The following is a 14,021-nucleotide window of genomic DNA, read 5'->3' on the forward strand; positions in this document are numbered from 1 at the left end:
CGCACGCCGACTGCCCGGTCCTCCCTTCTTCGTTCACCCGCACAGAGAGTCAGCCCCGCCATGTCGGCAACTCGTACCGCGCAGCCTGTCCTCGACCAGAAGGTCGGTACCCGAACCGCCCGGTTCGCCCACCCCGCCCTGCTGCTGACGGGGATCGTGCTGGTGGCCCTGAACATGCGCGCCTGCCTGGCGGCGGTCTCGCCGATGGTGGCGGAGATCCAGCACACCTTCGGCCTGTCGGCGGCGGCCAGCGGCCTGATCACCACGGTGCCGGTGCTGTTCCAGGGTGCGGGCGCGCCGCTGACGCCGCGGCTGACCCGCCGGTTCGGCACCGAGCGGGTGGTGCTGGGCGCGGTGCTGGCACTGGGCGCGGGCGTGCTGCTGCGGGTGCTGCCGTCGGTGGCGACGCTGTACGCGGGCTGCGTGGTGATCGGCGTGGCGATCGCGGTGCTGAACGTGTCGCTGCCCGGCCTGGTGAAGCGGGAGTTCCCGCACCGGGCGGCCATGATGACCGGCGTCTACTCGACCACCATGCTGGTCGGCGCGACCATGGCGGCCGCGCTGTCGGTGCCGCTGGAGCACGCCCTGGGCGGCGGCTGGCAGGCCTCGCTGGGCGCCTGGTCGGTGCTGGCGCTGGTCGCCGCCGTGGCCTGGCTGCCGCAGGTGCTGAAGGCCCGGCAGACTCCGACCGAGCCGCTGCGGGTGGCCCCGGCGGCGGTGCCGCAGCGGCCCGCCGTCAGCCCGTGGAAGTCCCCTCTGGCGTGGCAGATCAGCGCCTTCATGGGCATCTCCTCGCTGCTGGTGTACACGCTGGTGGCGTGGATGCCGACCATCCTGTCCGACCACGGGATGGCGCGCGGCGAGGCCGGTCTGGTGTTCGCGTTCAGCAACCTGGTGCAGGTGGTCGGCGCGTTCCTGGTGCCGCTGATGGCGGGCCGGATGACCCGGCAGCGCGGGCTGGCGCTGGCGATGGCCGGGCTGAACGCGGCCGGCATCGCCTGGCTGCTGCTGGCCCCGGTGTCGGGTGCCTGGTTCTCGGCGACGGTGCTGGGCCTGGCGCAGGGCGGCTCGCTGGGCTTGGGCCTGGCGTTCATCGTGCTGCGCACCGACAGCGTGCTGGGCGCGGCCCGGCTCGGCGGGATGAGCCAGGCGGTGGGCTACCTGGTGGCGGCGGCCGGCCCGGTCGGCGGCGGCACCCTGAAGCAGCTGACCGGCAGCTGGGACGCGACGCTGATCGTGATGCTGGCGCTGGCCGTAGTGGCGGCGGTGGCCGGCTGGGGTGCGGGCCGCGACCGCACGCTCTGACCGGCACACCACGAACGACGAACAACGAACGGCGGGGACGGCACGCAGCCGTCCCCGCCGTTTCGCACAACCGGCGTGCTACTCCTCGCCGTTGAGGGTGAGGCCGGACAGCTTGACCGAGGCCAGCGCGGTCGCGCCGACGGCGGCGACGATCAGCAGCCAGACCGCGGTGGTCAGTCCGACCGGGGCGGTGACGGCGCCGTCGGCGGCGATCGCCTTGGTCAGCGACAGGCCCCACTGCTGGACGGACAGGGTGCGGGCGCCCTCGACGTAGTTGCCGATCAGGCTCTCCCAGATCAGCGCGTACGCGAGACCGGCGATCACGGCGTGCCGGGTGACCACGCCGAGCAGCAGGAACAGCGCGCTGTAGGCGGTGCCGGCGACCAGGGTGCCGAGCGCGTAGCCGGCCGCGATGCCGTCCGCGGTCCCGTACAGGATCAGGCCGGCCAGGTAGGTCGGCAGGGCGGCGAGCAGCCAGCTGGCGCCGACGGCGACGGCCAGCTTGGTGGTGACGATCTTCCAGCGCGGCAGCGGCTTGGACAGCAGGTAGACGATCGAGCCGTCCTCGATCTCGGTGGCGATCACGCCGGTGCCGGTGATCAGGCCGGTGATCGGGACCAGCGTGCCCAGGGCGAGGCTGCCGAGGATGCTGTGCGCGAGTTCCAGCTTGTCGATGGCGCTGTTGCGGGCGATCACCGCGATGACCAGCAGCATGACCGGGACGGCCAGCAGGATCAGGATGCGCCGGCGGCCGAACAGGCCGCGCGCGGTGAGCCTGGCGACGGTGGTGTTCATCGGGGGCCCTTCAGGACGAGACCAGGTACGAGAAGACGCTTTCCAGCGACTCGTCGGCCGGGGAGACGGTGTACAGCCGGATGCCGGCCTCGCGGGCGACCTTGGGCAGCAGCGTGGTGAAACCCTGGAAGTCGACCGCCTGGATGCGCAGGCCCTCGCCGGCGTCGAACTCGACGCCGGCGGTGGAGCCGTCCGCGATCAGCGCGGCGGCCAGCTGCCGGTCGTCGCTGGAGTGCACCAGGTAGCGGTGCGGACGGTCGGTCATCAGGCGGCGGATCTCGCGGAAGTCGCCGGATGCGGCGTGCCGTCCGGCCACCACCACCTCGATGTGCCGGGCGAGTTGCTCGACCTCTTCGAGGATGTGCGAGGAGAACAGCACGGTGCGCCCGTCGGCGCCGAACCGGCGCAGCAGGTCCATGAGTTGGAGGCGCTGGCGCGGGTCCATGCCGTTGAACGGCTCGTCCAGCAGCAGCACCGCCGGGTCGTGGACCAGCGCGGAGGCCATCTTGACGCGCTGCTTCATGCCCTTGGAGTAGGTGCCGGTCTGGCGTTCCTGGGCGTACTCCATCTCGACCAGCGCGAGGGCCCGCTCGGCAGCGGCGCCGGGGTCGGCGAGGCCGTGCAGTTCGGCGTTGGCGAGGACGAACTCCCAGCCCGTCAGGTAGTCGTACATCGACTCCTTCTCGGGGACCAGGCCGATCTGCCGGTAGACCTGCTGGTTGCGCCAGATCGGCGCGCCGTCCAGGGTGACCGCGCCGGAGGAGGGGGCGAGGAAGCCGCTCATCATGTGGATGAGGGTGGACTTTCCGGCGCCGTTGGGGCCGAGGAGGCCGGTGATGCCCGGTCCGATGGTCATGGTGACGTCGTTGACGGCGACCACGTTGCCGAACCAGCGGGAGACCTTGTCGATGGTGATGACGGCCATGGCTGCCTCTCAGACGTTCCGGTAGCGGCGCAGCGTCAGCGCGTAGCTGCCGGCCGTGAGGAGGACGATCACCGCGGCGTACACCAGCACGCCGGTGGTGCCGGGGGCGAGCATCTTGTCGAAGTTGTCGCCGCCGGTGCCGAAGACCTTGTTGACCAGACCCTCGATGGTCCGGGTCGGCGAGATCAACTCGGCCCAGTGCGAGGACTCGGACGGGACGGAGCTGAAGCCACCGGTCAGACCGCGGACGATCTGCGCGAGCCCGCTGGTGATCATCAGGCCGCCCATGATGGCGGCGACGCCGAAGCCGCGGCGCGGGGTGGCGGCGGCGATCGCGAGGCCCAGCGCGGAGTACAGCAGCGCGTACAGGACGGCGGCGACCAGGCCGTAGCAGAGGTGGGCCAGGTTCTCGCCGAACGGGAAGCTGTTGAGCATCGCGCCGAGGAACAGCACCAGCAGCGGCAGCGTCAGGAGGATCATCAGCGCGCTGAACATGGAGGCGAACTTGGCGGCCACGTAGTCGCCGCGGCTGGCCGGCCGGGAGAAGTACAGCGGCACGACGTGGTGGCGCAGGTCGCGGGACATCAGCACGGGGGCCTGCGCGGCCAGGAAGATCTGCGCCAGGACGCCGAAGTACGACAGGTACTCGGTGTAGTCCATCGGCATCTGCTTCAGGCCGGCGAACGCCACGATGGCGATGATCGCCATCGTCGGGAGAACCAGCCCGCCGAACAGCAGGAACGGCAGCACCTTGGACTTGCCGGAGCGGCCGAGGCCGAACGCGGCGCGCAGGCCCTGCACGTACAGCGAGCGGGTGGCGTAGCGGCGGCCCAACCGGGGCCCGGTGTACGGGCGGTAGCCGATGTCGTGGATGACACCGCGGTGGGACTGGGCGGGGGTGGTCATGCCTGCTCGCCTCCTGCCGGCACGGCCGCGGCCTGCTGCTCGTGCTCCTCGTGCTCCTCGCCGGTCCCGCCGTGCTCGCCGTGCTCGTCGTTCCCGCCGTGCTGGTCGTTCTCGTCGTTCTCGTCGTTCTCGTCGAGGCGGGTGCTGAAGATCTCGGCGACCCGGTGGCGGCGCTGCTCCAGCCGGATCAGGCCGAGGCCGAGGTCGTCCACGGTGTCGCGGACGGTGTCGTAGGTGTCGTCGCCGGCGAGTTCCACCAGCAGGATGCGGCTGCCGTCGGCGCGCACCCGCAGCCCGGCGGCGGTCAGGCGCTCGCGCAGCACCGTCTCGGAGTCGAAGGCCCGGTCGGTGGGGTGGTCGGTGACCTCGACCGCGAGCAGCTGGGTGGCCTGGGTGAACGAGGCGGTGGAGGAGGACCGCAGCAGCTTGCCGCCGTCGATCACCACCAGGTGGTCGCAGGTGCGCTCCAGCTCGCCCAGCAGGTGGGTGGTGACCAGCACCGAGATGCCGAAGTCGGTGTGGACGCGGCGGATCAGGCCGAGCATCTCGTCCCGGCCGACCGGGTCGAGGCCGTTGGTCGGCTCGTCCAGCAGCACCAACTGCGGGTCGTGGACCAGGGCTTGGGCGAGCTTCACGCGCTGCTTCATGCCGGTCGAGTAGCCGCCCATCGGGCGGTAGCGCTCCTCGTACAGGCCGACGTGGCGCAGCGTGTCGGCGGTGCGCTCGCGGGCGGCGGCGGCGGGCAGGCCGGACATCCGGGCCATGTGCACCACGAACTCGGTGGCGGACACGTCCGGTGGCAGGCAGTCGTGCTCGGGCATGTAGCCGACCCGTTCGCGGATCTCCGCGCCCTGGGTGGCGATGTCCAGGCCGAGCACCTGACCGGTGCCTTCGGTGGCCGGGGACAGCCCGAGCAGAATCTTGATGAGGGTGGACTTGCCCGCGCCGTTCGCTCCGACCAGTCCGACCACGCCGGGCTGCACTTCCACGGTGAGCCGGTCGAGGGCGGTGACCCGGGGGAACCTCTTGGTGAGGCCGTCCGTCTTGATGACTGTGGACACGGTCTCAAGTTAGCCCCGGCCGCCCGGGCGCGTAATGAGCTGAGCGGCCGATGTTCAGTCAGCCCACGGGATGACGCCCCGGCCCCACCCCCTAGGGGTACCGGGGGCAGGGCCGGGGCGTCGATTCGTCAACTCACCTCTGCGGTCGGGCCGTTCAGACCAACAGGCTGCTCTGCAGCAGTACCACCTGGTGGAACGCCTGGCTCGGGACGCCGTGCGGGTTGGTCATCTGGACCAGCGCGACCACGTCGCCGCACTGCACCCAGCCGATCCGTCCGGTGGGCACGCCGTCGGCCTCCGCGTCCGAGAGCCGCACGTTGACCTGGCCGAGCGCCACGGCGTAGTTGCCCTTGAAATCGGTCTGCGAGTTCTCGATGTCCTTGGTGGCGGGCATCAGGTTCACGGACGAGAAGAAGTGGCCGGCCTCGTCCTGCGAGCCGAAATGGATCAGCCGCAGTTCGGTGCGGGTGCCGTCCTTGGCGGTCCAGCCCTGGGCGGCCGCACCCCGGCAGGCGTCGCTGATCAGCCACTGGCCGTACGACTCGTCCTTGGCCAGCATCATGTCCAGGTCGCACGGCATCCACCGGCCCGCCACCGGCGGCAGGCTCGCGGACGCACTCGCGGAGACGCTCGCATTCGCCGACTCGGATGCGCTCGGGCTCGGGCTCGCGGACGGCGACGCCGACCCGGTGGCACTCGGGGCGGCGGACGGGCCGGTGCCGACGGCGCCCTTGGGCAGCGGCAGCAGCAGCCCCCGCAGGTCGGCGGCGTGCGTCTTGATCTTGTACTCGGCCGGGGCCGAGGCGCCCGCCGGCAGCGGCGGCAGCGTCAGTTCCGGGAAGGTGTACCGGCCGTCGTTCGGCGTGGCCAGGCCGGGCAGGTCGGTGCGGTCCGGCAGGGTCACCGCGACGGCGGTGGCCGCGCCGGTCACCAGCGTCAGCAGCAGCGCGGCGCCGACCTGCCAGGCCCGCTTGCGGTCCGGCTTCGGGGCTGCGACGGCGTCACCGGCCGTTTCGGGGGCCGTTTCGGGGGCCGTGTCCGGGTCGGTCGGGTCGGCCGACCCGGTGGGCTCGACGGGCGCAGTGGGCTCGACGGGCTCGGACGGCTCGGGGTTCGGGGTGGTGTCAGTGCTCATGCGGAGGCTCCCGGGACGGCCAGTCGGTCGAGTTGCTGACGGAACAGGTCGACGACCTTGTTCTGGTCGAGGGGCGCGACCCCGGCGACCTCCATCTGCACCAGCATGTCGCCCACGCCGGCGTAGCACTGCAGGTAGTCGAGCTGGTCGCCCGCCTTCAGCGTCGGCAGCGCGCAGTGCGCCTCGCCGTGTCCGGCGACGCCCGGGCCCACCCGGTACAGCTCGTTGTCGGTGTACCACTTGCCCCACGAGCTGTTCTCCGCAGCCACCGCCTGCTGGTTGAACTGGCTCAGCACCAACGTGATCACGGTCTGGTTGCCCAGGCTGACCATGCTGCGCGCGCCGATGCCCTGGATGTGCAGCGAGGACAGCGCGCTCTCGGCGTCCTTCCGGTACTTCTCCGGAACGTCGGCGAGGGTCTCCTTCAGCGCCTTGTCCAGGTCCGCGTCGCGCAGCTCGTTGTCGTTGCCGATCGACTTGTAGTCCGGGCCCAGGTGGTAGCTGGACGGCAGCGGCAGCAGCAGGTCGCGCAGGCTGCCGAAGTGGTTGCCGTTGGACTTCGCACCGAACTCGTGGGTCGGGGTCGCCGACGGCGCGGGGGCCGCCGCCACCGGGGCGTCGGTCTCCTTGTAGTGGACCTTGATGATCGCCTCGCCGATGCCGACGCCGACCAGCGCCGCCACGACCACCGCGGCGACCGCCTTCAGCGCGGTACGACGCGGCTTCGCGGCCGGGGCCTCGGCAGTCTCGGTGGCTTCGGCGGTCCCGGCGGTCCCGGCGGTTTCGGCGGTTTCGGGGGCCGCGGTCTCGACGTTCGGCGTCTCGACGGCGGGCTGCTGCTCGGTGGCAGCGGGCTCGGGGGATTCGATGTCGGTCACGCGATCCGCTCCCACTGTCGCTTGGCGATGTCCTCCAGCTGGGACCGGTCCACCTGGTTGTTCTTGGAGAAGACCTCGATGCTCATCAGCAACGTACCCTTCCGGGCCATCGCCCCGGCCCAGTAGTACTGCTGGCTGCTGCGCGCGTACTTTTCGGGCTTGTTGGCGACCATCACCAGGCTGTCCTCGTTGCCCGGGATCTTCGAGAGGTCCACGTTGGAGTGGCGCGGCAGCATCGAGCCGGGTGCCCTGTTCACGTTCTCCGGCATGTACTGGATCAGGTTGACCCGGTACTTCACGTCATTGCTGGACCAACTGACCTGCGCCGCCCGGCGGAAGCCGTTGGCCAGCAGGTCGTTGATCTCCCAGCTGCTGTCGCCGTAGGTCTCCGCGATGTCGGCGGCGGTCAGCCAGCCGTCACCGTCGCCGTCGGTCTCGGCCGTGGTGTTGTCCGGACGCTTGATCAGCAGGTCGCGCAGATCGCCGTCGATGTTCAGCGGCTGCGGGCCCGAAGCCGCCAACGCCTTGGCGTCGATCCGCTCGGCCGAGTAGTGCAGCTTCGGCGCGGCCAGCTTCGGCAGCGGCGTCGCCGGACGGGAGGCCTGGATGCCGTAGCCGACCACCCCGCCGATCACCGGACCGGCCACCACGGCGGTCAGGAACAGCGCGGTCGCCCCGAACTTCCGCTTCTTGCGCGCGGGTTCCTGCTCCTCGCCCCCCGCGAGCAGCTCGACCTGCCCGAAGGCCTCGGGCGAGTCGCTCGGCGCTTCGGGGAAGGCGGGGGAGACGGGGAAAGCGTCGGCAGGGGCGTCGGCGGGGACGTCGGCGGGGACGGGAACGGGGGCGACGGGCGGGGCTGTCGTCGGGGGTTCGGACGGCACGGCGGCGTCCGCCCCGGGCTCCGCGGCGCCCGTGGACTCGGTGCTCAACTGGTACTCCTGGAAGAAGAGTTCGGGACGGCCGTCAGCCGTTGGTGAGGCGGTCGCGCTCGCGCTTCATGGCGTCGAAGAGCAGCGCCTTGTCGGGGTCGCCCTGCACCTCGACGGTGATCTCGTAGACCACGTCGCCGACCACGCCGATACCGATCAGCTCACCGGTGTACGCCTGCTCCTTGGGCTTGAAGACGTAGCCCCTGGCGTTCGACACCCCGTCGATGTCGAACGCGTCCTTGCTGAAGGTGGTGTGGTCCGCGAAGCCCTGCGCGCGGTCGGTACGGCTGAAGCGCTTGAGTTCCGCGCGCACCTCGGTCTTGCCGTCCCGGAGGCGGTAGGTGCGGCCGGCGGCGTCCTTGAAGCCCCAGGAGTCCAGCACCGACTTGATGTCGGTGTCGTCGCCGTACTGCGCCTGGAGATCGTCCATGCTCAGCATCGCGCCGTCCGGCGAGCCGTACGGGTCGGCGCTGTCCGGCACCGGCAGCAGGAAGTAGCGCAGGTCGCCGCTGTGCTTGCCGCCGGAGACGCTGCCCTGCAGCGTGCTGGCCGGGCGCGGCACCGCGGTCGGGGACGGGGGCGCGCTGCTGGGCGACGGGCTGGGCGAGGCACTGGCGCTCGCACTGGCCGAGGCGCTCGCAGTGGGCGCCGGGGCGGCGGCGACCGTGCCCTTCCGGTCGGGCTTGCTGACCGCGACGGTGACGGCCGCGCTGGTCGCGGTCACCGCGAGCAGGCCGGCCACCGCGAGCGCCACGCCGGCCGCCCGGGGCAGCCCGCCGCGGCCTGCGGCGGGCTGCGTGGTGAGGGCCTGCTCGACGTCGACCTGCTCGGGGCCGGTCTGCTCGGTGAGGATCTGCTCGGGATCGGCCGGGGTAGGGGCTGGCGACGGGTTGGGCTCGGTGGCCGCCGGCCGGTCGGCAGGCTCGGCGGCCGACTCCTGACCAGGGGTCGGTTCGGAAACGGACAAGGGTCTCCCCCCAGAGTGCGCATGGACGACCGCATGGCACCACGGGCCGTCCCCCCGGTCGGCCCGAACGCCGGTGTCATCATGCGGTGCACGAATTATGGGAGTCCTGTGAGCCCGTCAACAACACGATAGGGCTGCCGATTTGCCGCAATCCAGAGCCAATCGGACAGCCCGTGACCGAACCGCAACCGGGACCGGATCAGCTCGTGGCCGAGTCATCCTTCGTGAACGGAGCAGGCTGCTCCGGCGGGGCATCGACGGGCGTTGCGACCGCCTCCTCGGGGACGCGCTGCGCGGGCGGCACGGGCGGCTGCGCGGGCGGCTGTCCGGGCGCCGCCGGAGCCGGCTGCGCGGGCGCGGCGGGCTGCGCGCTCGACGCGGGCTGAGCGGCCGGCGCGGCGGGGTCGGCCAGTCGGATGCCGGCGGCCTCCGCCAGCGCGATGTCGAGGCGCTCGTTGCGAATCCGGCGGTCGATGTACATCACGCCGTTGGCGAGCGCCCCGAGCGGCGCCGTGACCGTGCTGAACAGCAGCGTGAGCAGCGAAGCGACCAGCACCAGGGCGGTCAGCGCACCGCCGCCGGGCAGCGTGACGGGCTGCTGCAGGTCGGAGTCGTTGATGACGACGGTCGGCATCATGCCGCCGAGCACGATCCCGAGCGGGGCCATCACGATGTTGGCCGCGATCCGGCCGGCGATCGCCACCACCACGGTCAGCAGCAGGCTGCGCCACCAGTTGCCCTGGTTGAGCCGCCAGGCGCGGCGGATGCCGCCGACCGGCGTGGTCTCCTCCAGCACCAGCACCGGCACCTGCAGGGTCAGCCGGACGGTGACGTAGCAGAAGACCACCAGGACGACCGGGATCATCAGGAAGTCCAGCAGCAGCAGCGCGGGGTTGTCGAGCCACACCCCGAGGGCGAACGGGACGCCGATCGCCGCGATGTAGAAGACCGTCATCGGCAGGTACACCATGGCCTGCGACAGCACCGCCGGCCACAGCCGGGGCCGCATCTCCTTCCAGGCCTGACCGACCGTGATCGGACGGCCGAGCGTCGCGGCCCGCAGCACCACCGCGGACAGCGGGGCGGCGATCATGAACTGGGCGAGCAGCACCAGTCCGAGCACCAGGCCCAGCAGCAGCACCGGGCTCATCACGTCCCACAGCTGCCCGGCGGTGACGTCCGCCTCGTCGGCCGGCAGCCGGTCGAGCGCGTCGCGCAGGTTGCCCACGAGCATCAGCGAGACCAGCACCACCGGCACCGCGCCGATGCCCGCGACCGTCAACAGCGGCAGGTACAGCGCCTTGAAGCCGCGACGGAGGGTGTCGAACACGGCACTGAACATCTCGCCGAACGACAGCGGACGCAGCGGAATCACGCCGGGCTTCGGCGCGACCGGCGCGGCCCCCCACGGGCCCTGCCCCCACCCGCCGGGTCCCGGGCCGGGCTGCCCGTACCCCGGCCACTGACCCTGGCCGGGAGGCTGCTGCCCCTGCCCCCACTGCCCGCCGGGCCGCTGCCCGGAACCGCCGATGTCCCCGCTCATCCGTACCCCTCCTGAGGCCACCGCCCCGGGACCGCCCCGGGACTCCGACGAGCCTAGGGCTCCCCACCCACCGCCCCGGCGGCGGCCCCCGTCACGTTCGGTGACGATCAGTCAGCCCAGTTGGCTCAGGCCCTCGGTGGCGATCTCCTCGAAAACGGCCAGGTCGCTTGCGAAGATCGAGTCCGGCACCGGCCAGTGCACCACCAGCTCGGTGACACCCAGTTCGCGGTACGTCCCCGCCCAGTCGACGAACGCGCCCAGCGACGCCAACGGCTTCTCCGCCGTCGAGCCCTGCAGCAGCAGCTTCTCCAACTCGCCGACGTCCCGGCCCCGTTGCTCGCACGCCGCGGTCAGCTTCTCGATCTGCTGCGCGATCACGCCGGGCGCCCGCTCCACCGGCACGTCGGCAGGCCCCTTCGGGTCGCCGTACGTCACCCAGCCCTGCCCGAACTCCGCCGCCAGCCGCAGCCCGCGCGGGCCGGTCGCCGCCACGTAGAACGGCAGCCGGGGCCGCTGCACACAGCCCGGGATGTTCCGCGCCTCCACCGCCGAGTAGTACTCGCCCTCCCGCGTCGTCGCGTCCTCCCGCACCAACTCGTCCAGCAGCGGCAGGAATTCGCCCAACCGGTCGGCCCGCTCCTTCGGCGACCACGCCTCCTGCCCCATCGCCGTCGCGTCGAACCCCGTCCCGCCGGCCCCGATCCCCAGCGTCACCCGCCCGCCGGACACGTCGTCCAGCGTGATCAGCTCCTTCGCCAACGTCACCGGATGCCGGAAGTTCGGCGAGGTCACCAACGTCCCCAGCCGCATCCGCTCGGTCGCACACGCCGCCGCCGTCAACGTCGGCACCGACCCGAACCACGGCTCGTCCCGAAAGCTCCGCCAGCTCAGGTGGTCGTACGTATAAGCCGCATGGAACCCCAGCTCCTCGGCCCGCCGCCAGATCTTCTGCCCCTCGCCCCACCGATGGATGGGGAGGATCACCGTGCTCAGTCGCATACGGGCGACCCTACGACGGCGAAAGCCCGACAAGCTGCGCATACCGGCAGCATGCTTGCCTCGTGGCGGCTACTACACACATCACGGTCACCCTGCCCACTGAGCAGGCGGCCGAGCTGAAGAGGCTCACGGACAACGTCTCCGGTCACGTCGCCGAGGCGGTGGCCAGGCAGATCAGGCACCAGTTGCTCGGCGAGGAACTCCGCCAGTACGAAGAAGAACACGGCGCGTTCACCGAAGAGGAACTCGCTGCCGCGCACGCGAGGATCTTCGGTTCGTCCGAGCCGGGCAGTGGAACGGCCGCCGTGTGAGTGTGGGCATCGCGGGTCCGATCCCAACTCCCGTCCACCGTCCGGGCCCGGATCTCAACGGTAGGCGGCGTACCGGCGCCGAGATTCAGGAGTCACCCCACGCAACCGATCGCCGCGTCGTAACTCCAGTTGCTGGTGCGGCCGGTGTGGAGTGGCCCGTGCCCGTATGACGTGAACCGCTGTCATGATCCCGGTCCGTTTCTCGGAGGCGACAGCACCGAAGGCGCAATTCTCACAAGTGATGTACTGCACTTTTTCCCATGGCTGCGCCTCGCCCCGGAAAGACCCGTGTCACCAGCGTCTCCTTGCGTGCCGAGACCCTGGAGGCGATCCGCGCACGTGCGGGGAAGCAGGGTGTCTCCTCCTACATCGAGGAGGCCGTACAGCGGCAGCTTCAGCGCGAAGCCATCGACGAGTACATCGCCACTGCCGAAGCGGAGCACGGCCCGGTCGACCCGGCCGAGGTGACGGCCGGAGCCGACCGCATTCGTGCCCACCATGCGGCCCACCGAGACAATCCGGCTCCGGCGGACGCCGCGTGAGCGGAACGCTCGTTCTCGACAGCGAGGCGCTCTCCAAACTCTCCCGCCGCCACCGTGACATGACGGTGTGGCTGGACGTCGCCCGCAACCTCGATCTGCTGGTCGTCACCAGTGCAGCGACCCTGGTCGAGGCCCGCGACCCGAAAGTGCCGCAGTCGGCGTTCGACCACGCCCTCTCCTTGGTCAAGGTGCGACCCATCACGGAGGAGATCGCACGCGCCGCGAGCGAGCTTCTTGCGGCCGAAGGGCTGCACGGCCACAAGTACGCCATCGACGCGATGCTCGCTGCCACGACCCACCTCGAACGTGGAGACGTCACCGTTGTCACGAGCAACACGGACGACCTCCGCAGGCTCTGCCACCCGCGCATCGCGGTCGAACCGATCTGAACGTCCGCACCCACCCCGTCCCGGCGAACTCGCCGCGGGCGGCCGACAGGCGAGGTTCACCAGGGCACGGCGCGATCACCCGTAGGGCTTCCGCCTCGGGCACGAGTCCGGCCGCACGAGGCCGGTGGGGAACGTTCATTCGCGTTCTCCGGGGGGTCATGGCGGTGATGCCGGGTGTTGGCCGGGCGCTGCGACGCTCGCGGGCACATCCAGCCATGTTCGCGGGGAGTGTCATGCGATTCCGAGTCCCGTCCGCAGTGCCGCTGTTGGCGGTCGGTGCGGCCCTGGTCAGTGTTGCGGCAACGGCGCCGAGTGCGGTGGCCGCGCCCGGTGCGCCGGGGCAGCGTCCGTCGTTCTGCGGGCACGACAACCGGCACACGCCGTTCGCCGGGTACCTGTGCGCCAAGCCCGGGCAGCTGTTGGACGTGCGGATCGGGGACGTCCACCCGACCCAGCCGTCGCTGGGCTACGACGAGGTGTACTACAAGCTCGGCCGGTACACGCTCGGCAAGGACGCGGTCAACAAGAAGTTCAGCGACTGGTGCGAGGCGGACGGCCGGATCGAGGCGGTCGCCGTGCAGCCGAACGCGCGGCTGGACGTCCCGTCCTCGTTCACCTGCACGCTGCCGGTCGGCGGGGAGACCGCGGACAGCGAGGCCGCGATGAAGACCGTGGTGATCGGCCCGGGCGGCGAGCCGTTCCTGACCGACGGTCACCACACGCTGACCTCGTTCTACGAGACCCCGGACGGCGGCGCGAACCTGCACGTGCGGCTGAAGGTGCTGGCGAACCTGAGCACGCTGACCCAGAAGGACTTCTGGGCGCAGATGCAGGCCAACAAGTGGGTGTACCTGAGCGACCCGCAGGGCAAGCCGGTGAAGATCAACAAGCTGCCGACCTCGGTCGGGCTGGCCAACTTCAAGGACGACAAGTACCGCAGCCTGCTCTACTTCGGCCGCGACATCGGCTACACCCAGAACTCGGTGCCGTTCCAGGAGTTCTACTGGGGCAGCTGGATCCGGGACACCTCGCCGGTCGACCTGTCCGGCTGGAACCGCTCGGACCTGACCAGCTACCTGGCCGCCGTGAAGAGCACCACCCAGACGATGGCCGCGCTGCCGAAGAACACCGTGATCGGCACCGGCTTCACCGCCGCCGATCTGGGCGCGCTGGACCAGTGGAACGCCGGCAAGGCCGCCAACAAGGGCGAGTTCGACAAGCTGAGCAAGCCGTACTCGGACGCCAAGCCGGGCAAGCTGGCGTACGCGCTGGAGTACCGGAAGGTCAACGGCCTGGGCTGAGGCCGTAGTTGACGCACGCGAAGGGGGCCGGCGGA

Annotated in this window: 15 protein-coding genes; 5 read left to right on the plus strand and 10 right to left on the minus strand. The window is 71.1% G+C overall.

The window, feature by feature from the left end:
• Positions 1-60 precede the first annotated feature (60 nt).
• A complete protein-coding gene (locus tag AMK19_RS30450; protein WP_073817954.1) occupies positions 61-1,305 on the plus strand; it encodes a CynX/NimT family MFS transporter in 1,245 nt (414 codons plus the stop codon).
• A gap of 78 nt (positions 1,306-1,383) precedes the next feature.
• Here the strand turns inward: AMK19_RS30450 and AMK19_RS30455 are convergent, their stop codons facing one another.
• The 10 genes from AMK19_RS30455 to AMK19_RS30500 all read right to left on the minus strand — a co-directional run bounded on the left by AMK19_RS30455 (position 1,384) and on the right by AMK19_RS30500 (position 11,443).
• Positions 1,384-2,100: an ABC transporter permease gene (locus AMK19_RS30455; RefSeq protein WP_073817957.1), complete on the minus strand. Its 717-nt coding sequence runs from the start codon at positions 2,098-2,100 to the stop codon at positions 1,384-1,386.
• Positions 2,101-2,110: 10 nt separating this feature from the next.
• Positions 2,111-3,025, minus strand: coding sequence for an ABC transporter ATP-binding protein (locus tag AMK19_RS30460; RefSeq protein WP_073817960.1), 915 nt, complete (start codon positions 3,023-3,025; stop codon positions 2,111-2,113).
• Between the two features lie 9 nt (positions 3,026-3,034).
• Positions 3,035-3,931: an ABC transporter permease gene (locus tag AMK19_RS30465; protein ID WP_073817963.1), complete on the minus strand. Its 897-nt coding sequence runs from the start codon at positions 3,929-3,931 to the stop codon at positions 3,035-3,037.
• Complete coding sequence (locus tag AMK19_RS30470; protein ID WP_073817967.1) at positions 3,928-4,992, minus strand: ABC transporter ATP-binding protein; 1,065 nt, start codon at positions 4,990-4,992, stop codon at positions 3,928-3,930. The genes AMK19_RS30465 and AMK19_RS30470 overlap by 4 nt, the downstream gene beginning before the upstream one ends.
• 154 nt (positions 4,993-5,146) lie before the next feature.
• Positions 5,147-6,127 (minus strand): hypothetical protein, encoded by a 981-nt coding sequence (locus AMK19_RS30475; RefSeq protein ID WP_073817971.1) that lies wholly within the window; start codon positions 6,125-6,127, stop codon positions 5,147-5,149.
• Positions 6,124-7,005, minus strand: coding sequence for a hypothetical protein (locus AMK19_RS30480; RefSeq protein WP_073817973.1), 882 nt, complete (start codon positions 7,003-7,005; stop codon positions 6,124-6,126). The genes AMK19_RS30475 and AMK19_RS30480 overlap by 4 nt, the downstream gene beginning before the upstream one ends.
• Complete coding sequence (locus tag AMK19_RS30485; RefSeq protein WP_073817977.1) at positions 7,002-7,934, minus strand: hypothetical protein; 933 nt, start codon at positions 7,932-7,934, stop codon at positions 7,002-7,004. Before AMK19_RS30485 ends, AMK19_RS30480 begins: the two co-directional genes overlap by 4 nt.
• A 34-nt stretch (positions 7,935-7,968) precedes the next feature.
• Positions 7,969-8,901, minus strand: coding sequence for a hypothetical protein (locus AMK19_RS30490; protein WP_073817981.1), 933 nt, complete (start codon positions 8,899-8,901; stop codon positions 7,969-7,971).
• Positions 8,902-9,100: 199 nt separating this feature from the next.
• Positions 9,101-10,444, minus strand: coding sequence for a hypothetical protein (locus AMK19_RS30495; RefSeq protein ID WP_143200481.1), 1,344 nt, complete (start codon positions 10,442-10,444; stop codon positions 9,101-9,103).
• 111 nt (positions 10,445-10,555) lie between these two features.
• On the minus strand, positions 10,556-11,443 hold the full coding sequence (locus AMK19_RS30500) for an LLM class flavin-dependent oxidoreductase (RefSeq protein ID WP_073817986.1): 888 nt from the start codon (positions 11,441-11,443) through the stop codon (positions 10,556-10,558).
• 62 nt (positions 11,444-11,505) lie between these two features.
• Between AMK19_RS30500 and AMK19_RS30505 the strand changes: the two genes are divergently transcribed.
• The 4 genes from AMK19_RS30505 (at position 11,506) to AMK19_RS30520 (ending at position 13,986) form a co-directional block, all read left to right on the plus strand.
• Positions 11,506-11,754, plus strand: a complete 249-nt coding sequence (locus AMK19_RS30505; RefSeq protein ID WP_073817989.1) for a hypothetical protein — start codon at positions 11,506-11,508, stop codon at positions 11,752-11,754.
• A 260-nt stretch (positions 11,755-12,014) separates the two neighbouring features.
• Complete coding sequence (locus AMK19_RS30510) at positions 12,015-12,296, plus strand: hypothetical protein (protein WP_073817992.1); 282 nt, start codon at positions 12,015-12,017, stop codon at positions 12,294-12,296.
• Positions 12,293-12,685 carry a type II toxin-antitoxin system VapC family toxin gene (locus AMK19_RS30515; RefSeq protein ID WP_073817995.1) on the plus strand — a complete coding sequence of 131 codons (393 nt, stop codon included), beginning with the start codon at positions 12,293-12,295 and terminating at the stop codon, positions 12,683-12,685. The genes AMK19_RS30510 and AMK19_RS30515 overlap by 4 nt, the downstream gene beginning before the upstream one ends.
• Positions 12,686-12,918: 233 nt before the next feature.
• Positions 12,919-13,986, plus strand: coding sequence for a ParB/Srx family N-terminal domain-containing protein (locus AMK19_RS30520; protein WP_073817997.1), 1,068 nt, complete (start codon positions 12,919-12,921; stop codon positions 13,984-13,986).
• Positions 13,987-14,021 lie beyond the last annotated feature (35 nt).

Source organism: Kitasatospora sp. CB01950 (assembly GCF_001905465.1).
In the GTDB taxonomy this organism is placed as follows: domain Bacteria; phylum Actinomycetota; class Actinomycetes; order Streptomycetales; family Streptomycetaceae; genus Kitasatospora.